This window comes from Bacteroides caecimuris (assembly GCF_001688725.2).
Taxonomy (GTDB): Bacteria; Bacteroidota; Bacteroidia; order Bacteroidales; family Bacteroidaceae; genus Bacteroides; species Bacteroides caecimuris.
Genome location: NZ_CP015401.2, coordinates 1363290 through 1383971, shown reverse-complemented (window position 1 = coordinate 1383971; position 20682 = coordinate 1363290). Strand labels below are relative to the sequence as shown.

The 20682-nt window shown below is 41.8% G+C and carries 16 protein-coding genes and 3 pseudogenes; 4 read left to right on the top strand and 15 right to left on the bottom strand.

What is annotated here, in order from left to right:
* Positions 1-59: 59 nt before the first annotated feature.
* The 3 genes from A4V03_RS05845 to mnmA all read right to left on the bottom strand — a co-directional run bounded on the left by A4V03_RS05845 (position 60) and on the right by mnmA (position 1801).
* The gene (locus A4V03_RS05845) at positions 60-401 is read right to left on the bottom strand and encodes a type II toxin-antitoxin system RelE/ParE family toxin (RefSeq protein ID WP_008643242.1); all 342 of its coding nucleotides are present in this window, start codon (positions 399-401) and stop codon (positions 60-62) included.
* Entirely contained in the window at positions 391-645 is a 255-nt protein-coding gene (locus A4V03_RS05840) for a hypothetical protein (RefSeq protein ID WP_004316007.1), read from the bottom strand. The genes A4V03_RS05845 and A4V03_RS05840 overlap by 11 nt, the downstream gene beginning before the upstream one ends.
* Before the next feature lie 88 nt (positions 646-733).
* Positions 734-1801, bottom strand: coding sequence for a tRNA 2-thiouridine(34) synthase MnmA (gene mnmA, locus A4V03_RS05835; protein WP_065538269.1), 1068 nt, complete (start codon positions 1799-1801; stop codon positions 734-736).
* A 181-nt stretch (positions 1802-1982) separates the two neighbouring features.
* Here mnmA and A4V03_RS05830 point away from each other — a divergent pair, with 181 nt between their 5' ends.
* On the top strand, positions 1983-3431 hold the full coding sequence (locus A4V03_RS05830) for a S41 family peptidase (protein WP_065538268.1): 1449 nt from the start codon (positions 1983-1985) through the stop codon (positions 3429-3431).
* Positions 3432-3821: 390 nt separating this feature from the next.
* Here the strand turns inward: A4V03_RS05830 and A4V03_RS05825 are convergent, their stop codons facing one another.
* Positions 3822-4640: an alpha/beta hydrolase gene (locus tag A4V03_RS05825; RefSeq protein ID WP_065538267.1), complete on the bottom strand. Its 819-nt coding sequence runs from the start codon at positions 4638-4640 to the stop codon at positions 3822-3824.
* Between the two features lie 26 nt (positions 4641-4666).
* Positions 4667-5101, bottom strand: a complete 435-nt coding sequence (locus tag A4V03_RS05820; protein ID WP_065538266.1) for a putative signal transducing protein — start codon at positions 5099-5101, stop codon at positions 4667-4669.
* Between the two features lie 342 nt (positions 5102-5443).
* On the opposite strand from A4V03_RS05820, the gene A4V03_RS05815 reads away from it, so the two are divergent.
* The 3 genes from A4V03_RS05815 to A4V03_RS05805 all read left to right on the top strand — a co-directional run bounded on the left by A4V03_RS05815 (position 5444) and on the right by A4V03_RS05805 (position 8826).
* Positions 5444-6229, top strand: coding sequence for a M48 family metallopeptidase (locus A4V03_RS05815; protein ID WP_065538265.1), 786 nt, complete (start codon positions 5444-5446; stop codon positions 6227-6229).
* Positions 6230-7002: 773 nt separating this feature from the next.
* Entirely contained in the window at positions 7003-8295 is a 1293-nt protein-coding gene (locus A4V03_RS05810; protein ID WP_065538264.1) for a hemolysin family protein, read from the top strand.
* Positions 8296-8352: 57 nt separating this feature from the next.
* Positions 8353-8826: a copper resistance protein NlpE N-terminal domain-containing protein gene (locus A4V03_RS05805; RefSeq protein ID WP_065538263.1), complete on the top strand. Its 474-nt coding sequence runs from the start codon at positions 8353-8355 to the stop codon at positions 8824-8826.
* A 242-nt stretch (positions 8827-9068) separates the two neighbouring features.
* Here A4V03_RS05805 and A4V03_RS05800 read toward each other — a convergent pair whose 3' ends face one another.
* From A4V03_RS05800 to A4V03_RS05755, 10 genes and pseudogenes are all read right to left on the bottom strand, one after another.
* The gene (locus A4V03_RS05800; RefSeq protein WP_065538262.1) at positions 9069-10289 is read right to left on the bottom strand and encodes a glycoside hydrolase family 88 protein; all 1221 of its coding nucleotides are present in this window, start codon (positions 10287-10289) and stop codon (positions 9069-9071) included.
* Between the two features lie 88 nt (positions 10290-10377).
* A pseudogene (locus A4V03_RS05795) lies at positions 10378-10578 on the bottom strand (beta-xylosidase family glycoside hydrolase); the annotation flags it as partial.
* Between the two features lie 19 nt (positions 10579-10597).
* Entirely contained in the window at positions 10598-11503 is a 906-nt protein-coding gene (locus A4V03_RS05790) for an IS982 family transposase (protein WP_065538260.1), read from the bottom strand.
* A 107-nt stretch (positions 11504-11610) separates the two neighbouring features.
* A pseudogene (locus A4V03_RS05785) lies at positions 11611-13065 on the bottom strand (glycoside hydrolase family 43 protein); the annotation flags it as partial.
* 506 nt (positions 13066-13571) lie between these two features.
* Complete coding sequence (locus A4V03_RS05780; protein WP_065538259.1) at positions 13572-14417, bottom strand: hypothetical protein; 846 nt, start codon at positions 14415-14417, stop codon at positions 13572-13574.
* A 5-nt stretch (positions 14418-14422) separates the two neighbouring features.
* Positions 14423-14782 carry a DUF4979 domain-containing protein gene (locus A4V03_RS05775; protein WP_065538258.1) on the bottom strand — a complete coding sequence of 120 codons (360 nt, stop codon included), beginning with the start codon at positions 14780-14782 and terminating at the stop codon, positions 14423-14425.
* Positions 14783-14822: 40 nt separating this feature from the next.
* Positions 14823-15677, bottom strand: a pseudogene (locus A4V03_RS05770) (alpha/beta fold hydrolase); the annotation flags it as partial.
* Positions 15678-15973: 296 nt separating this feature from the next.
* Positions 15974-17584: a hypothetical protein gene (locus tag A4V03_RS05765; RefSeq protein WP_065540309.1), complete on the bottom strand. Its 1611-nt coding sequence runs from the start codon at positions 17582-17584 to the stop codon at positions 15974-15976.
* Between the two features lie 83 nt (positions 17585-17667).
* Entirely contained in the window at positions 17668-19617 is a 1950-nt protein-coding gene (locus tag A4V03_RS05760) for a glycoside hydrolase family 97 protein (RefSeq protein WP_065538257.1), read from the bottom strand.
* A 71-nt stretch (positions 19618-19688) separates the two neighbouring features.
* Entirely contained in the window at positions 19689-20570 is an 882-nt protein-coding gene (locus tag A4V03_RS05755) for an AraC family transcriptional regulator (protein WP_065538256.1), read from the bottom strand.
* Positions 20571-20682: the final 112 nt, after the last annotated feature.

Sequence of the window (20682 nt, the reverse complement as noted above, 5' to 3'; positions counted from 1 at the left end):
ATCAGAATTACCCTACACATCCTATTAACACAAATTAGTGAACAGTACCTTTCTCTATTCTATTTCAATCCATTCTGTTTCAGAAGTTGTTCTATTTCCTTTTCCGATATAGACGCTCTATCTGCTTTATCATAAATATAGAGAAGATTCAAAACTGCATCTTGTTGAGAAACAACTAACGTAAATGTTATAACCCTTGCTCCTCCACTTTTGCCTTTTCCTTTTGAAGTAATTTTCATACGAACTTTGCGCAGCCCATGTCCCAAGTCCGTCCCTAGCAAAGGATTCTGTTCTAAATCATCAATCAATGAAACAAAATCCTCCTTAAAAGAGGAATAGTGTTTCGCCAGCCTTTTAGCCTCCCGCTGAAATGTCGGCTTAACTATAATTTCATAATTCATTAATGAACTCTCTTGCAGTCTTTACCTCCAACTTACCTTCCATTGAAAGTTTTACTTCTTTCAGTCCGGCGTCAATCCCTGCTAGAACTTCTTCTTTCGTGATTTCTTCCTCTTCTTTTTCAGCTTCCATTTTTTTCAGTCGTTTCAAATAGTTCTTCACTCGATTGAGCATCTCTTTGTCATTCAAACTCAGGAGTTCCTCCACCAAGTCCATTTTCAGACTTTTCAATTCCATCGTTGTCATAAGCAATCCTCCTTTATTTATATTCTACGAAACAAAAGTAGTGAAAAATCTCCTGATTATCCAATCTTCACCAATCAAAATAAACTATTTAACGGATGATTTCACCGCTCCCCACACAAACTTTTGCTTCTTCATCATAAATCACCCCAAACTGTCCCGGAGCAATGCCTTGCAACTTTTCGGACGACAAGATGTGAAACTGCTTTTCCCCTTCCTGTATCAGTTTTCCTTTTGTAAATCCGGGAGTATGACGAATCTTAAAAGTAATGTCTATCTCCTTCTCCTGATCTTTCCAGGGATTATCAGTAATGAAATGGAAATCATGCATCCGGAACTCATTACCATATTGCGTCTCTACGCCATATCCACGAGATACGTAGATGGTATTTTCCTCAATATCCTTCTTGACTACAAACCAGGGACCACCACTCAATCCGAGCCCTTTCCGCTGACCAATTGTGTGGAACCAATAGCCCCGATGCGTACCCACTTTCTTTCCGGTTTCCAATTCAACAATCGCCCCTTCCTTTTCTCCTAAAAAACGACGAACGAAATCATTGTAGTTTATCTTTCCAAGAAAACAAATCCCCTGACTGTCTTTCCTTTTGGCACTAGGTAATCCGGCACGGTTTGCAATCTCACGTACTTCCTGCTTCATCAACCCTCCAATGGGAAACATGAGTTTGGAAACTTGCAGATAATCAATCTGGGCAAGAAAGTCTGTCTGATCTTTCACGGGATCTTTTGCCGTGCCCAGCCAAGTTTTACCATTACGCTGCAAGATGGTAGCGTAATGACCGGTTGCTGTAAAATCAAAATCTTTCCCGACACGCCGTTCAAAGCAGCCGAATTTGATAAGCTTATTACACATCACGTCCGGATTCGGTGTCAACCCCTGCCGGACTTTATCAATGGCATACGCTGCTACATTCTCCCAATACTCCTGATGCAGGTCTACCACTTCCAAAGACAAACCATATTTACGTGCTGTAGCAGTAGATAATTCAATATCCTCCTCTGCCGAACAGTCCATATATTCCGCTCCGTCCATACCTATCTTAATGTAAAAAAGAGTAGGCTTATATCCTTGCTCACAAAGGAGATGTACAACAACCGCACTGTCGACACCTCCTGATAATAATGCAGCTATCTCCATGAATAATAATCCATCTATTAATAACTTTCTATATTTTAGCTAATATCTATCGAAAACTTTAATGTCACAAAGATAAGGCAAGATTCTCTAACACCCAATCACACATTGAAGGCATTTTTATACCATAAATGTGGTAGATAAGCAAAGTATTTCCTACATTTGCACAGTAAAAAAGCCTTTTATGATGACGAAATTAAGAAAGATAATCCTCATACCTGCCCTGATCCTCGTATCTATCAGTGGTTTCTTCTCCTGTGGCGTCGACCGCTGGCCAGAGTATGCCCATCAAACTGCACTGGATACATGGATGCTGGACATTATGCAACAGAACTATCTGTGGTATCAAGATCTACCCTCCTACGATGATGTGAATCTGTTTTTGGATCCTGCCTCGTTCTTGTCTAAAGTGAAATCGAAAAGCGACAGTTATTCGTTTGTGGATTCTGTGATAGAGACTCCGCTGCCTACTTATGGATTCGACTATTCACTGGTTCGCAACCCGGACATTGATACTGCCTACAATGCATTAATTACTTACGTCATTCCCGGTTCACCAGCAGAAGTAGCCGGACTGGAACGTGGAGCCTGGATTATGAAAGTCGATACTTCTTACATCAGCAAGAAATATGAGACTCAATTGCTACAGGGAACCAAAGCCCGGGATTTGGTGATGGGAGTATGGAAAGAAGTTCCTGTTGAACCGGAAGAAGGGGAAGAAGAAGGAGAAGAAGAATTTGTATACAAGGTAGTACCTAATGATATAACATTAAAACTACCTGCCGCACAATCCGTTGAGGACAATCCGATACATAAGACCAAAATACTTACGGTAAAAGAAAACAATAGAGATATCAAAGTAGGGTATCTGATGTACAATAGCTTCACTGCCGGAACCAACAGTGATCCAGACAAGTATAATAACGAACTGCGACAAATCTCACAAGAGTTCAAGACAGCAGGCGTGAAATATGTTATACTTGACCTACGTTACAACTCCGGTGGTTCATTGGATTGCGTTCAGTTATTAGGTACAATCCTGACCTCAGAAGTACGATTAAATAAGCCGATGGCCTATCTGGAATATAACGATAAAAACAGGGACAAGGATGCTGCCATCAACTTTGATAGTGAGATACTAAAAAGTGGTGTTAATTTAGACCTGCCCGCCCTGCTTGCCATCACAAGCAATACAACAGCCGGAGCACCGGAAATGTTAATCAGGAGTCTTTCACTGAAAGACAGCTATCCTGTTGTAACTATCGGTGGTGTTACCAAAGGACAAAATGTAGCAACAGAACAATTCATTAATGAAGAATTTCTGTGGTCAATCAATCCGGTAGTCTGCACTGTTTATGATTCAAACTACGATGCCGGAGGAGCTATCTCCCCTGCAACAGATCTTAAAATCAGTGAAACGACTATTGGTGGAGTTACTAATTACAGTGAGTTTCTGCCATTCGGTGATCCTAACGAAAGAATGTTAAAAGTAGCCATCGGTGTTATTGACGGAACTTATCCACCAAAGGACGAGGAAACAGAAGAGACGACCAAAACGCAATTCAAGATAGAGAAAAGCGTAATAAGTCCGGCAAGCAGACGTTTTAATAGTAACGGATTACGATTAAAATAAGAAAGAATGAGTTATGTAGCCTCAATCATTCTATTTCTGTCAAGAGCAGAATTATAGATTCTTAACCTATAAAGGCATTTTTCATACCTCACCTTTGTTTATTCCGAAACAAAGGTGCTTATTTTACCTAACAAAGGCGCTAACGTTTCCTAACGCGGCGTTTAATGAGTCGTAACACGCCGTCTAATTTTTATAAAGCTGCGGTATAAAACACGTTAATCCCTAGTCTCATCCCTCTTATAAGCCGGGATAAAACTCACGACTTCCAAGAATACAACAAAAAAGGAGAAAGCTTCCGCTCCCTCCTTTTATCGTAGTTTAATCTCAATCTATTTTATGATTCTGTACAAAGATACAACATTGAAAAGCCAAAGTCAAGTATTCCTAGTTTTATTTCTTGAAAAACTTATCAAAGAACAGAATCTGATAATCAATGGAGTTATTCCAATACTGTCCATTATGCGCTCCCGGGCGGGTAATAAAATCATGATCAATCTTTCTTTCCAACAGGCGGTTATGCAAATCCTTGTTCACATTCAGGAAGAAATCGCCTTCTCCACAATCGACAATGATAGCCAAATCGCCATTCTCTATCTTATCAATCAGGTTGATAACGGTGTGATTATCCCACACCTCCTTATTCGATTCATATTCTCCCAACTGTTTAGCCATGTCCCAGTTTTTCGGGAACGGACGAATATCCATCCCTCCACTCGTACTTCCACCAGCGCCAAATGTATCTTTATGACGAATTGCATTCCACATCGCTCCGTGTCCACCCATACTTAATCCGGTGATGGCACGTCCCTTGCGGTCGGCAATGGTCTTGTAATGTTTGTCGATATACTTCACCAGTTCCGATGAAATAAAAGTTTCATAGCGGAAAGACGGGTTGACCGGACTATCCCAGTACCAGCTATTCTTTCCGTCCGGACAAACGAATATGATTCCTTTTTCGTCCGCAATTTGGGGAAGATTCGGTTTAATGCCAATCCATGTTTTAGCATTTCCACCATAACCGTGCAACAGATAAATAGTAGGACAAGCCACCGCTTTCTTTCCTAATGCAGCATCCGGCGTAACAACGATCACTTTTACGTCCTTATTCATGGAAGGGCTTTTTATTAATAAGGTATCTACTTTGGCAGCAAATGACGAAGCTACCCCAATTAAAAGAAGAGCAATTAATAGAAGTTTTTTCTTTTTCATTGTGTATTATAATAATTTAGACATAGTTATTCCTCTATCTCTGCAGTAGGATTAAATTTAGAAACCGGCATTTCAAAGGTTTTATGACACTGTTTACAGGTATAGTTCCAATGGTTGTCTCCCGGGGGAATGACCATCAATGCAGAAATGATAGCAGCCCCCATGGCACGCCAGCGCTTTCCTTTTTTCAAGACCAACCGGATGTCCGATGAACCGCAGTACGGACAAAGCGTCAACTCTTCCGGCCAACTGTCGTTATCCTTCAACACTTGGACAGCATTTTCGTAGTCTTCTTCTGCCACCAATATATCTACCCCCGCTATACTACTCACGTAACTTTTATACAAAGTCGAGAAATTCTCATTGTGCAGAATAGATTCAATGCCTTCATTCTCCAATGCGCCCTGAAGAATATGTGCCTTCATCGCATCATTACAGGTTATCAATTTTACAGTCTTCATAAGGAATCTGGTTTAATATGTCCCACAAAAATAAGATATAAAAATGAAATGTGAAACAAAATCCGACCAACTTTATCAATAGGTAAAACGAACCAAATCAGAAGTGCTTCTATTTTTATTCACGGAAGGTATCACTATTTAATACTTTATTTGTACTTTTGCGGTGACAATTTGCAATCACATGAAAAAACTGTTGACGTTGCTATTATTTTCTAACATTCTGCTTTCCCTGTTACAGACACAGCCTGTACATCAAATAAAAGGAACGGCGATTGAGAAAAACAGTCGTCAGCCATTAGAATTCATTAACGTTATACATAAAACATCAAACCAGAAAAGAATATGAAAAGAAAAATTGTAATGATTGCCTTCATATTGTTAGGCATGGGAATGACAGCTTCTGCACAATTCGGCAAGAAGATTAATTTAGGAAAAGCTTTACAAGCAGGTAAAGATGTGGTATCAGCCGTTACGTTATCTGATGCGGACATTGCCAATATGAGTAAGGAATATATGGCATGGATGGATACCCATAATCCATTGACAAAACCTGATACCGAATATGGCAAACGGTTAGAGAGACTTACGGGACACATCAAAGAAGTGGACGGACTGAAACTGAACTTCGGTGTATATGAAGTGATAGACGTAAATGCCTTTGCCTGCGGTGACGGTAGTGTACGTATCTGTGCCGGTCTGATGGATGTTATGACGGACGAAGAAGTAATGGCAGTGGTAGGTCATGAAATCGGTCACGTGGTTCACACCGATTCCAAAGACGCTATGAAAAATGCCTACCTGCGATCAGCAGTGAAAAACGCGGCAGGTGTAGCCAACGACAAAGTGGCCAAACTGACAGACTCCGAACTGGGAGCCATGGCAGAAGCTCTTGCCGGTGCACAATTCTCACAAAAGCAGGAAAATGCAGCCGATGACTACGGTGTTGAATTCTGTGTAAAAAACGGTATCGACCCGTATGCAATGGCAAATGCCTTGACTAAACTGGCCGAACTTGCAAAAGATGCTCCTAAAGCATCCTATGCACAAAGAATGTTCTCTTCACATCCGGACACTCAAAAACGTATCGAACGTACAAAAGCCAAAGCAGACAGCTACGCCAAGAAATAATAAACGATACTTTCGTATGACTACTATCAGGCACGGGATTTTGTATAATTCCGTGCCTGAATATTTATCAATACAACCTATATTCAAATGCCTTAGAGCCTGTTTAAATTCTCTTCAGTCATAATATTATAGCTGATATTTTAACTTACCCCGGCTCTTCTTGTCGCGTCCGTCTGTAGTTGGCGGAAGGGGTGTTAACAGTTGCGCTCTTGGCTATTAATAGAAAACTTCCCGCCCATTAAGTATAAAGTTCCTTCGGACAGGAAGGAAACTTTCTTTTCATTCGATGCAAACTATAAACGCAAGCTTTGATTATATAATTGCAAGCTTCGTTTTTATAATCAAAGCCTTTGTTTTTATAAACGAAGCTTGCGTTTATAGATTACGGTTAACAAAAAAATAAGTTTACATGCTGATAATAAGAAGTTTACAATTAATGAAAGAGAACTTTTCTATTAATGAATGAAAAGTGGGTTATTAAGAGCCTGCTCCGAGTTTTGCCCGACACAGTTTTGAGAGTTGCTTTCGAGTATATTTTCTGTTATTGTGAGGAGCATGACGGAGACTATGTGACGAATAGAAACAGGTCGGTAAAGCCTATCTAACATAATCTCAGGAAAATTTAAACAGGCTCTTAATTTATCCGCCTATTCTCCTCCGTTCTGTAAAATACCGACATAGCGAAGCAAACAATTTTACCCAATTATCGTTAATATATAAAGAGAGTATTCTTATTTATATAATTTCGAAGCAATAATCATTTTAATCCATTTATGGAATTTCTTATTATCGTTTTCTTACTCGTACTGAATGGCATTTTTGCCATGTATGAAATTGCGCTGGTATCATCCAGCAAAGCACGTCTTGAAACACTTATCGCAAAAGGTAACAAATCAGCCCGTGGAGTTTTAAAACAATTGGAAGAACCGGAAAAGTTCTTGTCTACCATTCAGATTGGTATCACACTGATCGGTATCGTATCGGGTGCGTATGGTGGTGTGGCCATTGCCGACGATCTCATTCCTTTCTTTTCTCTCATTCCGGGCGCAGAAGCATACGCACGCAACCTGGCAATGATTACTACCGTAGCAATCATCACCTATCTTTCTCTGATTATCGGAGAGCTGGTTCCTAAATCCATTGCTCTTAGTAATCCGGAGCGGTACGCCACTTTGTTCAGCCCGGTCATGATTCTGCTGACGAAGGTTTCTTATCCTTTTGTATGGTTGCTAAGCGTCTCTACCCGGTTGCTGAACCAACTTATCGGTCTGAAAAGCGAAGAACGCCCCATGACGCAGGAGGAAATCAAAATGATCTTGCACCAAAGTTCGGAACAAGGTGTGATTGACAAAGAGGAAACGGAAATGATACGTGATGTATTCCGCTTCTCTGATAAACGCGCCAACGAACTGATGACACACCGTAGAGATCTCATTATCCTTCATCCCGATGATACACAGGAAAAGGTAATGAAGATTATTGAAGAAGAACATTACAGTAAATATCTATTGGTAGACGAACGGAAAGACGAGATAATCGGTGTGGTTTCCGTAAAGGACATTATCCTGATGGTAGGCAATAAAAAGGTGTTTAACTTACGCGAAATTGCACGTCCTCCTCTCTTCATTCCGGAAAGTTTATATGCAAATAAAGTTTTAGAGCTATTTAAGAAGAACAAAAACAAGTTCGGAGTTGTTGTTAACGAGTATGGCAGCACAGAAGGCATTATCACACTGCACGACCTGACCGAAAGTATCTTCGGAGACATCCTTGAAGAGGATGAAATGGAAGAAGAAGAAATCGTCACAAGGCAGGATGGTTCAATGCTGGTGGAAGCTTCAATGAATATCGACGACTTCATGGAGGAAATGGGTATCCTATCCTACGAAGATCTGGAATCGGAAGACTTCACCACTCTGGGTGGATTGGCCATGTTCCTAGTCAGTCGCATCCCGAAAGCAGGAGACATCTTCACCTACCAAAATCTGCAATTCGAAGTGGTGGATATGGACCGCGGACGAGTAGACAAACTACTGGTCATCAAACGGGACGAGGAACAGGAATAGGATAGCAAAAAACGAGCAATAGCTCACTATAATTATATTAACTTAAAGCACTTAAAAATGAAAAAAGTAATTATGTTAGCAGCAGTCGTAGCTGCTTTGGCATCATGCCAATCAAAAGCAAACAAAACCGTAGAGGCACAAGCAGACAGTATAGCTATTACTATGACTCCGACTACCCGGTTGACTGAAGTCTATACCGGTACTCTCCCTGCTGCCGATGGTCCGGGGATTGACTATGTACTAACCTTGAATGCTGCAACTGACAATGCAGATACAGTGTACACACTAGATATGACTTACCTCGATGCTGAAGGTCAAGGACAAAACAAGATTTTCACCTCGAAAGGAAAACAAGAGACTGTACAGAAGGTAGTGAACAACAAACCGATGACAGCAGTTAAGTTATCTCCGAAGAATGGTGAAGCTCCGATGTATTTCGTGATTATCAATGACACCACTCTTCGTTTGGTGAACGATAGCTTGCAAGAAGCTGTCAGCAATTTGAATTATGACATCATCAAGGTAAAATAATAATAAACCTAACCTTAACCAGTAAAAAAGAGGCTGTCTAAAAAGTCGTTAGTAACTCTAACTCCCCTCCTTCCCGAAGGAGGGGTGTCCGAAGGACGGGGTGGTAGGATAAACGAGGTTCTTTCTATCTTATTGTAGATAATAGACTTATGTATTCACCTACCACCTCCCCCTACGGGTACTCCTCCTTCCTGAAGGAGGAGAATGATATATGACCGTATTCATAAGCCCGGTAATACTTGTTATCCCAATACCTCGTGTCCTTCTTGCAAACGTTTCAGCCTCAGCAAAGCTTCGATATAATAATAATCTGCATAAATAATAGAAGCATCTATTTCTGAATGAGCCGGCCAATGTCCTACGCTATGCAGCAGGAATGACGGTTTGCTTTTGCCACTCTGGTAACTGTCAGAGTTCAGGCTTGTCAGTATTTCAATAGCTGCATCTTTATAACGTTTTCCGGTTCCATTCGGGAGGTAAGTGGATAATTCAAGCAAAGCAGAAGCCACCACTGCGGCAGCAGAAGCATCACGCGGAGCATCCGGTATTCCCGGGGCACTGAAATCCCAATAAGGAACTTTATCTTCCGGCAGGCGTTCGAGATAGACATCTGTCACTTTCTGCGCGAAATCAAGATACTTAGGATCTTTCGTCTCCCGATAGACTACAGTATATCCATAGATTGCCCATGCCTGACCACGCGCCCACATGGTGCTGTCAGCATAACCTTGGTGCGTTACTCCTTTTATCAGGTCACCTGTAATAGTGTCGTATACCGCTACATGGTAAGATGTATAGTCGGGACGGAACTGGCATTTCATCGTTTTATCGGCATGAGAAACGGCAATATCATATAAATAAGGATTTCCACCATTCTTCGCTGCCCAGAAAAGCATTTCGAGGTTGATCATGTTATCCATGATGGTATTGTGCGGCCAGTTGCGAGGTTCCACTTCACGAGGCCATGAAAGGATGGTTCCTACGATGGGATTGAACAGAGTAGCCAACGTATCGGCTGTATCAAGAATCACTTGTTTGTAAGCCGGATTCTTGGTCAGGCGATAACCGTTTCCGTAGCTACAGAACACGAGGAAGCCCAAGTCATGGTCGAAAGCCGGAGTCTTGGAAAGGAATTCCAGTGAATTCGTGAACTTCTCCGCTTCTTCCTGAATCTGTTTATCTTTCGTATATTCGTAATCATACCACAATACTCCGGGCCAGAAACCGGCACACCATTCTTCCTTCGTCGCTTTCCGGCAATTCCAGTGTTGTTCGTCCGCCATGATATTACGTGGCATCATTGTATAGTCGATGCCGGAGTCTGTTTTCAGTTCCGCAAGCGTACGTTGTGTCTGCTCTGCACAATAGTCCAATGCCTTATTCACATCCAATATACCGGAAGGCTTGTGAGTGCACATACAGAAACCTAACATCACAGCCAAACCTACTACAATCTTTTTCATCTTAATCTGATATCTTCGAGTTAATTCTTAATCTTTATTTCTCTTTGTCATTCACTTGAGCATTCAGTAACTTAGTCATCCCATCAGCTTACTTAGTCACCCGGAACCAGTCTACATCCGCCCATCCACGATTTCCCTCATTCGGAGTTACGCAAAACACTCCTACTTTAGCTCCAATCCACTTGCCTTGACGGGCTGTGAAAGACTCTCCCACTGTCGTATATTTCTTCCCGTCCAGACTATAAGCAAACGTACAAACGGCTCCTTTCCGAACCTTTACCTGTAAATAACGTGAGTTCGATATAAGATCAAAAGATAGTAAGTTGTCCGTCATTGACAAAGTTTATGTCAATGGCGGGCTTCTTTTCAAAAAAGCAGTATGCTGCTATAGCCGACAAAGAATTGGCTACAAAATTATTGAATGAACGATGTCTGGAGTGTTCTATCTGTGCAATGTTCTTCAATTCGTCATTGACTGTTTCAATCAAGGCTCTTTTTCTGAGCAGAATCTTGTCGGTAATACTCATCAGTGAATTCTTCATATTGTTTTTAACTTTAGTGACAAGTTGTATACCATTAAGGAAGAGGTTCTCAAACAGAGCCTGACCGATATACCCCTTGTCTGCACATAGCTTTCCTTTTATGTTCTCCAGAAACTTACCCTGCTTCAACGGTTCACGATCATCCACGTTTCCGGACGTGAACATAAAATTGAGAATCTCACCCTTGTCATTGATTATCAGATGCAGCTTGAATCCGAAGAACCATCCCATTGAACATTTTCCACGCTCGGCAAGTCCCTCAAATGTTTTATGAATAAGGATTCTTTGATTACGACAGACACGTAAAGGAGTGGAGTCGACAAAACTGATGCCGGTGCAGGTTCCCAGCAGTACCTTTTTGATGAAGATGGTCATGGGAAGCAATACTTCCTTCTCCAACTCCACAAAACGGTTATAGGAAACCTGACGCGGAAAAAGGTGTTTCAGATGTTTACAAACATATTCCTTGTAGTAATGCTTGAAACAACGGAAACCACCGGAGTGAAACAGGATTAGAATAACCATAATCTCAGCATCACTCATACGGTTGGGTTTGTTGCGGTGCTTGGTCTTCTTATCCTCAATCATGTATTTTTCCTGTTGTAATGTAAATTCCTTGCAAAAATCATCGACCATACAATAAATCTCTGTAACTTTAGACTCTGGAAACATAGTGGTAATCGTTTAAATGTTATAATTCAGCACTATAAATTTAATATTTTTATCGATATGTTTCTAATTATCAGCGAAATATATTTATTCTTATTTCGAACTCACGTTAAATAAACTGTTTGCCATTCATTATCTGCTACTCCCGGCATCTTCAAATATTTTACCGGAATATTTGCCAATTCTTTTATCTGTTCAGGGTTCTGCTGTTCCGCATCCTTGCAAATTGCCTGTTGCAAAATAAACTTATCTCCCGCCTTGCGGATAGAAAGATAACTGTAATCCCATCCCATCACAATGATTCCGGCTTGTTCTCCATCCTGCTTGGCAGTAAATGTCAGCTTGGTCGTAGCTGTAAATTCTTCAGCCGGAAACTTTTGCATCAACAGATTAGGAACTTCCCAAAAGTTCACAAACTCTTTCGAAAGGCTGCCTGCATACAGACGGATAAATCCCCAATCGGTAGTAAACCCGTAAGTGTCTTTTTTATTGGCATGCCATTGCCATTGTAATCCCAAATGCCGGGTATTGAATTCGTCACTCTCCGGCGGAGTAGCTACCGGATAGGTCTTTCCCACATTCGGTTTCTTATAAGTCGTTACAGGTTCACCGCAACCATCTTTATCCTTGTCCACTCCGATTACAGGCCAGTCATTTATCCACGTCATCGGATTCAAGTGAATCACACGTCCGTAAGCGCCTTTATCTTGAAAATGGACGAACCAGGATTCTCCTGTATTGGTGTCTACCCAGCCTCCCTGATGAGGTCCGTTTATCGTTGTCTTTCCTTGTGCCATCACGATTTTCGATTCGTAAGGGCCATAGATGTTCTTTGAGCGAAGTACCAATTGCCAACCGGTTGCCACTCCTCCTGCCGGAGCAAAAATATAATAGTATCCGTTGCGTTTATAAAGCTTCGGTCCTTCTACGGTATGATTCTTTCCATCATTTCCGTCGAACACCATCACCGGATCGGAAGTAACTTCTGTTCCTTCCGCATTCAGTTCGCAAATGACGAGGATACTGTTCACCCCACTACGGCTTCCGGCATAAGCATGTATCAGATATACTTTTCCGTCTTCGTCCCACAAAGGAGTTGCATCAATCATTCCTTTCCCAGCTTTCACCAATACAGGCTTGCTCCATTTTCCTTTCGGATCTTTGGCTTTAATCATATAGATTCCATAATCCGGGTCACCCCAATAGATATAAAACTCCCCGTTATGAAAACGGATAGAAGGCGCCCATACGCCCTTGCCGTGCTGTGCCTTATCGAAAAATTCTTTCGGTTCCTGCACCGGCAACGCATAGTTCACCAGCGACCAATTCACCAAATCTTTGGAGTGAAGAATAGGAATACCCGGGATACAATTGAAACTGGATGCCGTCATATAGAAATCTTCTCCGGCTGCACATACATCCGGGTCGGAATAATCAGCATGAAGAACCGGGTTCTGATAAGTACCGTTTCCCTTATCAGCCACCCAGGTCTTTGAAATTTCTTGTGAGCCTGCCAATGAACTGCAAGCTATCATTCCTGCTAAAAACAGAATCTTTTTACGCATATACCTTACTAATCAATTTCATTCAAAACTAGATTCGTTATTCCTAAAAACAGGTTCTTTCTACCTTATATAAAAACTAAGCACTTTTAAAACTGAATCCAATCACTGATTTCAAACAATCTGTTTACTGACCTATTTACTTATATATACGAAGGGGATTAGGTAAATACCTAATCCCCTTGCAACTTTTTTCTTTTTATCCGAATTATTACAGAAATATTATACCACATGGGTTCACTTTTTGCAAAAGCGTTTTTTATAGAAGACGATTTCTCCTTAAAATCGTCTTCTATAGAAAACAAATGGTTATCTTTGCATGGTTACTTCATCAAACTTTATAATCTATTTTTTCTATTAATCTTTTAATTTATTAGTTTTCTCTCTTCAAGTCCGTCGTATTCATTGACGTAAGATATAATTGATAGCCCTGAAATAAAAAACGGGGAGATTTTGCTTTGTACACTCTCCCCGTTTATACTTCATCCGGTACGGAATCTTTTTATTATTTATTCCTTGGCAAACATCAATGTACCGAATCCTAATTGGTCATAGCCACCGCTATTAGGTCCGTAATCACCGGTTCCGCCATCTGAATTTCCGCGACTAGCGTTCTCACGCATCTTATCCACCCACATCTTGGCATAGATACTAGATTTTCCATAATCTTGTGCCAGACGGTTCACTAATTCCCATGCAGGACGCACCTCACCACGGGAATCTTTTCCTTCTCTTCTTTCCTGTGCCGAGATAGTATCCCAGCTACCGCTACAATTAGTATAGGTAGTATAAGGCAAGTCATTATCCGTATATCTAAAATCAGTCATCTTCCAACTAGCGCTTGAGCTACCGGTTTCAGCACCACCGATATTGTATTTAGCCACATACTCACACATAGCCAACGCACGTCCGTCATCGAATATGAAAAGGTCTTCACCCACATTCTTTGCCAGAGCCAATTGATAGGCGGCAGCGGCATCTTTCATCAATTTCGTGTAATTATTCCAGTCATTAGGATATTTACCCGCCCAGTTATTCTGGTCGAGACGCGCCAACAATTTCACAGGAGATGCCTTATAGGCAGATTGCGACAAGTTGTTTCCACCACGAGTTAAATGGTCGAATGCGTTCTTCCAAGGCTGTGCACCGGATTGTACCTTTCCTTTTACGAACTCAAAATCCGTTTCCGTATGGAGCATGCAAGGATGCTCCAAGGTCGTAACATAATCTTTTACTTCCGGCCAACTGCTCATATCATTAGAGCCGTCTTCTATCTCACTGCATGCGAAAAGCATGATAGAAGTCAGGGCAAAAAGCCCTGTTCCTATTATTGTATATAATTTCATCTTATTCATGATAGTTATTTGTTATTGTTTTCACTGTTTACAAAAGCTTGAAGTTCCTCTATGGATTTGAAAGAACGAATCCAATAAAGATCATAAGTCTGAGCAGTTTCCGGGAAATCGGCAATTACAAACTTACATTGCACTAAATCAAATACCTGATTCCAATCTGTAGGAGTCACAGTTTTATATCTTGACTGTAAGTCGTAATATAAGACATTTGGCTCTGTAGTCGAAATCTCACTTGCACCCAGAATCTCATATCTATTATTAGCATCTCCGCCTGTTCCAAAATATTCAGGACCGATTTTCTTAATGCCATCATCAAAAATCTCTAATTTAATACAACCATTGGGTTTGTTCTTTCCTGGAATCAATTGAGATTTAAATCCTATCTTAATGGCAAAATATTATTCTTTATTGAACGTTTTTCAAAAATTCTTCCAATGCCGCATTAAATTCTTCCGGGCGTTCCATATTCAGCATGTGTCCGCAATCGTCAATTACTTTCAGTTTTCCATTGGGAAGATATTGTAAAATGGGAGGTTCTTTTGAGAATCGGTTGCCAGAAGAATGACCTTCAACAATTAAAGCAGGTACATCGGGATGATTCTTTTTCAATTTCTCAATGGCATCCAAACCAGCTACCACCCGTACTTCTTTGTGCAAAGGTTGCCACGCATCCCACTCATCGATCATTTGCCATAGAGACTCACGCATCCGTTCACGCTGACTTCCACCGGATTTCATCAATCCTTCAAACCACTCTTTCTTCATCACATCTACCCCTTTCTCTTTCAAAGCAGCAATCTCCTTATCACGTACTCTTGCTTCTTCCGGAGTCATCGGTTCACTTGGGCCTTTCGATTTCCGAATGTTCCCACTGGCTAAAAAAGCAGATAACATCCGGTCAGGGAAGTACGCCAACATATCAGCAGTAATAAACCCACCCAAAGAAAGTCCTACGATATGCGCTTTCTTGATGTGCAAAGAATCCATCAAAGTAACTAAATCTTCAGCATGTGTGAATTGATAGTCTTCCGTTTGTGAAGACGAAATGCCATATCCTCTCAAATCATAACGAATGACACGATACTTTTTCGCAAACACAGGAAATTGTTCATCCCACATACGATGGTCGAGCGAATGACCGTGTACAAAGATGACAGGTTCACCCCAACCGGCTTCTTCATAGTATAGAGAACCGTTGCCCACTTCAACGCGGCCTTGTTTCACAACCAACGGATGTCCCTTTACAATCTCTGAGATAGAAGCACCTGGATAGTACTCTTTACTCACCCAGCCTTGAATAACAGAATCTAATGAAGAGAAGTTATAACGACTCCCTTGTACGGATGATACATTGCAGGAACCTGCAATAAAACAGATACTTATAAAAATTACGATTAATAATCTTCCCTTCATGTTCATTATCTATTAACTTCGTATTAAACACCAATTACACGAACTACGCTGTTGTTTGATGCAATTATAATTATAAAACCGCATAATTCGTGCAATTCGTTCTTAAAATCTTCTATTTCGACTGTAAATCCCAATATACCATTTCATGGATAAATGAAAAAACTCCGTTCTACCGGTTCGGCAGTCTGCACTTTCCCAGCAAAGCCATATTGCCATACCACCACAGTCACTTTCAACGGGAACTTACTGCGTGGGGGAATTCGAGTAAATACCAACTTGTTTCCCTCTATTTCTGCCGGCCCTTCTTTTACATAGTAATATACGGGTAGCCCGCAATCGGAAGTTGCATGTAAAGAGATAGTTTCCGTGCCTTTCTTCACATCGTCAAGACCCGGAAAAAGAATATGCTGGCGTTTACCTTCCGTATTGCGATAGGGAATCCGGAAACTAAGTTCCTGAGCTGTGCTTTTATAGTGCTTGTCACCGTCATTACCGGCTAGAAGGCAAATATCTCCCGTACGACGCTGATTGTACATTCCCATACGGTAGAAACGGACAGTAAAGGTTGTGTCGTTCACTTTCTGAACCGGGCCACAGATGCGGGTTATTTCAGGAGAAGTGAGCGAATGTTCGTCAGAAATTGCAGTATGCAAGCTGTCCGTATATACGGCTTTCAGATGAAAAGTCAATCCGTCTTTTTCCGGCAGGAAGCGGGCGGCAACTTTCACATGGGATTTGGGATTGTATGTGAGTAATTGTCCCTTTTGTACAAAACCCAAGTATTGTGGTTTCTTCCCTCTTTCCCGGCGATAGCGTTCTTCCGTCATTTCAGCCATTTCCTTATCGAAGTACCAGAATGCATCGTGCGAGTCTCCTTTATATTCTTTATAAGGAGCAGCCTTTGCACGTTTCTTCTGATTCGGATGCCACCTTTCGGCAAGCCAGCCATTCTGCGGATTCAGCTTCTTCAATTCCACAGGCTTATTCAAATCATACGTTGCGGGCATACGATATTCCAGTGCTTTCTTTAAGAACAACGCAATATAACCGACGGTGCGGTCGGCTATATCGAAATGCCCGCGCCCTGTGTCGCAAAGGAAAGAGACGCAACTTCCAGGGTACATCATACGGAATGCCAAAGCCGGATTTACACGGTCTTCCCACCATTCGTATTCGCCTTCAATCATCAATCCAGGGATGCCGTCAATCGTACGTTTCCCCCACTCCATATTGTCACGACCATATCCGGTAAGGTTAGTGCGTGGCGCATCTCCATGCAAAGAGATAATGGCTAATGTGCGGTCGGGATTCCAGGCGGCGAAGTTCCACGGGTAGGTAGCCATTGCCGAATGTCCGAACGGAACAATCGGAGCATATTTCAATTCGTTATATCCGCTGACAGAAGCAAAGTCATCCAGCATTTGTTCAAATGCCTTCTGGCTTCCGGCAGTTATGTCCCATTTCTGATCCCACCCCGGAGTTATCCATATCAGTGCCAGACCTATTTCAGACATTCTCTCCCGAAACAAGGCGTTCTCAAACAGAGTTTCTTCCGTCATATTATGAGTACCTATCATAACCCCTTTTACCTGGATACAATCAGACGGTATCCATAAAAAAGCCTGCGGATGGTCATTCGTCTCGTTGGAAACAATACCTGGCATTTTCACAGACCACTGCCATTCCGCTGCCATATTGCAGGGCAATAGAATAACAGACATTATTCCAAACACCAAAAATCGAAGTAGGCTCATGTTTAATTCATTTATCATTGTTTTATATAATATGGAGCAGTGTAATCAGCGTTATCCGTGCCTAAAAAGAAACATATACCTGCCTACTTCAGCGGAGTAAAATGCAACGCAGCTCCGCCACTTGCTTTTAGCTTCAGAGTAAGTTTGTCGCCTGCCTTTATTTTCTTATGAGTACTGCGTACTTTCGTCCGTGTGTTCAATTTGTCGTCATCTTCATAGAGATGAAGCAGATATTTCTTTCCCGGTTCCAGGAAATCCGTAGTCAATACGATAGTACGGGCTTCTGTATTGGTCATCGCTCCTACAAACCAGTCATTTCCTGAGCAACGGGCCTGAACGATGTATTCTCCAATTTCTCCGTCAAGCGCGCGGCTATCATCCCATACGCTCGGAATGGCTTTCCAAAACTCCAGTTCTTCTTCTCCTTTATAAAATTCCGGTCGGTCATACCAGAACATAAACTGCAATGGACTGTAATACACTGCTGCCATTGCCAACTGATGCGCTTTCGTATTCTTCACTCTGCCATTAAAATAACACAGTGTATAATCCGCAGCGCCTGCCAGGAAACGTGTATACGGAAGAACCGTGTTATGTGTAGCATCCGGCATCTCTTCGTTTCCACGGATACCTTCCTGTGTCATCAGGTTGGGATAGGTACGGCTGAAACCTGTCGGACGATACTCATCATGAATATCTACCATCAGGCCGTATTCTCCACATTTACGGACTGCATCATGCAGCCAGGTGCTCCATCGCTGATTACCAATCTGCACAAAACCGAACTTGATACCTTTCAATCCCCACTTCTTATATAAAGGTAATAAAGTATCCAATTGCTGCACCAATGCACGCTGATTGACGTATACCATAAGTCCGATTCCCTTCGATTCGGCATACTGGCACAAAGCAGGTATATCAAGGTCTTTATCCGGAGAAACAGTAGTGGCATCCGAACTCACTTTCATTTCCGGCCCGTACCAGCCTGCATCCATGTGCACATACCGGATGCCACGCTCTGCCGCGAAGTCAATGGCCGCTTTCACCCTATCCTGTTTCAGGTCGCCCGAACGGAATACTTTCCCCGGTTTAATCCAAGAAGTATCAGCCAGTTTGCAAGCCGGATTCAGATTCAAGACAATATCATTGTTGTTAATCAAATCGACCGGACGTTCGCCGACCATGATGACACGCCACGGAGTGCTGTAAGAAGAAATAATATCGACACTGCTATACAGGCTTGTCTCCAAAGTGGAAGGTTTCTCTGCCGACAAACGGAATTTGCCACGGACATAATCCACCATTTCCGCTTCCAATAAGGCTACTGATAATCCATCAGGCAGTTTCAAGGTCAACGGACGTTCACTCTCCTCTTTTCCCCATCCTTCCAACGGACGAAGTGCATAAGGCCCTTGTGCCCAACGCTCATAATAAGCCATTGTTCCTTGAGGCATTGTGAAACTGGTTTGCTCGCCTATGATATGCAGGAAAAGTCCGTTGGTTGTTTCCGGAAAATGATAACGGAAAGCGACTCCTTCATCATAGGCACGCACTATGATATTCATAAAATAATTCTTGCGCTTATCATAGCCACCTTCCTGTGCTCCGTCTCCTTCGCCTTTCTTGAATTTCAGGGTCATCTCATTATAACAGTCACGAATCTCGGCACGTTCCCCATATACAGGTTTCCATGTTTCATCCGCTTTCCGTCGCTCTGTTCCCGTCAACTTCAGATTCTCACACCAGAAATGACAAGTGTCATTCGGAATACCCAGTGCCGACTCGAACAACTGATTTTCAATCAAGACACCCAATTTACTTTCTTCAATTACCGGACGGTTCTTGTAAGTCAAGGTGTAATACATTTGCACATTATCCTCTCCCACCGCACGCTGATAGAAGGTAAAACGATATGCTCCGTCGGGAGAGGTCAGCTCCTGGCGGGTTCCTGTCATTACATCCTGCGCTTTCAACAATGCCGGTATCACCAGCAATAAAAGCAAAATTCTTTTCTTCATTCTATTTACGTTCATGTTTATTCTTCTTTCCTATTAGATACGAACAAGAAGGAAATTATACTCAAACAAATTATTCACCGGAGAGATTATTCCATCTGCTCCCTATAAATAGTAGGTGTCATCCCCGTCACCCGTTTAAAGATACGGTTGAAATGCACAGGAGATTCAAATCCGCACGTCGCACTGATTTGTGATATATTCATCACACTACTATTCAACAGTTTACAGGCATACCCGATACGCATATCAAGTACATATTCTTTGAATGTCTTTCCTGTGTTTTCCTTGAAATAACGGCAGAAGGCGGTAGGATTCATGGCTGTATAAGAAGCAATCTCATCCAGACCGACAGACTCGATATAATGTTTGTTAAGATAGGCAATCACCTTTTCCATTCTTTCGTTACGCATAATGGAAGGGGACGGGATATAATGAGAAGTAGTCAGATATTTCCTGTTATCATTGGTAGCCATTATTTGCAGAAGTGAAAGTAACAGGATGATTTGTTCTGCTCCTTTGGCAGAAGGTATCTGTTTTAATAGCTTGATGACTTTTCCCGAACGGGAAACGGTGAATTTAATTCCCCTGCAAGCATCTTCCAACAGATTCCAGATGGGAATAAACTGGGAATATTGAGAGATGGAATAATGCATGAAGTCTTTCTCGAACTGGATATTCACGCCTTTTACTTTCAGTTCGGTTTTTTCTCCGTCATCAGCTTCTTCCCCGCTATCCGGCGGACTCTGCATGCTATGAGGCAGTTCAGAACCGAAAAGAATCAAATCTCCTTCCAAATAAGGAATAATGCTGTCGCCTACGAGACAATCCCCCTCTCCTTTCTCCACATAGATAATTTCATACTCACTGTGGAAATGCCACGGGTAAGTGAAACGCGGATATTCATAAAAACGGGCACGGACGGGATTGGAAGTCGTAATAGCCAACTTCTCGTTCATTATCTTCTTCATAAATTCTCCTTTCTAAACTACTTTTGCAAAGATAGGTAAATATCTTGCAAAGATACGCATCATAGTGTGTGTAAAAACCCGCTATTTTTGCATCCATTCATAAAAACATTTG

Bases quoted from the DNA above. Each gene is read 5' to 3' on its own strand.
- A4V03_RS05845 (WP_008643242.1), bottom strand. From the start codon at position 401: ATGAATTATGAAATTATAGTTAAGCCGACATTTCAGCGGGAGGCTAAA.
- A4V03_RS05840 (WP_004316007.1), bottom strand. From the start codon at position 645: ATGACAACGATGGAATTGAAAAGTCTGAAAATGGACTTGGTGGAGGAA.
- mnmA (WP_065538269.1), bottom strand. From the start codon at position 1,801: ATGGAGATAGCTGCATTATTATCAGGAGGTGTCGACAGTGCGGTTGTT.
- A4V03_RS05830 (WP_065538268.1), top strand. From the start codon at position 1,983: ATGATGACGAAATTAAGAAAGATAATCCTCATACCTGCCCTGATCCTC.
- A4V03_RS05825 (WP_065538267.1), bottom strand. From the start codon at position 4,640: ATGAAAAAGAAAAAACTTCTATTAATTGCTCTTCTTTTAATTGGGGTA.
- A4V03_RS05820 (WP_065538266.1), bottom strand. From the start codon at position 5,101: ATGAAGACTGTAAAATTGATAACCTGTAATGATGCGATGAAGGCACAT.
- A4V03_RS05815 (WP_065538265.1), top strand. From the start codon at position 5,444: ATGAAAAGAAAAATTGTAATGATTGCCTTCATATTGTTAGGCATGGGA.
- A4V03_RS05810 (WP_065538264.1), top strand. From the start codon at position 7,003: ATGGAATTTCTTATTATCGTTTTCTTACTCGTACTGAATGGCATTTTT.
- A4V03_RS05805 (WP_065538263.1), top strand. From the start codon at position 8,353: ATGAAAAAAGTAATTATGTTAGCAGCAGTCGTAGCTGCTTTGGCATCA.
- A4V03_RS05800 (WP_065538262.1), bottom strand. From the start codon at position 10,289: ATGAAAAAGATTGTAGTAGGTTTGGCTGTGATGTTAGGTTTCTGTATG.
- A4V03_RS05790 (WP_065538260.1), bottom strand. From the start codon at position 11,503: ATGTTTCCAGAGTCTAAAGTTACAGAGATTTATTGTATGGTCGATGAT.
- A4V03_RS05780 (WP_065538259.1), bottom strand. From the start codon at position 14,417: ATGAATAAGATGAAATTATATACAATAATAGGAACAGGGCTTTTTGCC.
- A4V03_RS05765 (WP_065540309.1), bottom strand. From the start codon at position 17,584: ATGAGCCTACTTCGATTTTTGGTGTTTGGAATAATGTCTGTTATTCTA.
- A4V03_RS05760 (WP_065538257.1), bottom strand. From the start codon at position 19,617: ATGAACGTAAATAGAATGAAGAAAAGAATTTTGCTTTTATTGCTGGTG.
- A4V03_RS05755 (WP_065538256.1), bottom strand. From the start codon at position 20,570: ATGAAGAAGATAATGAACGAGAAGTTGGCTATTACGACTTCCAATCCC.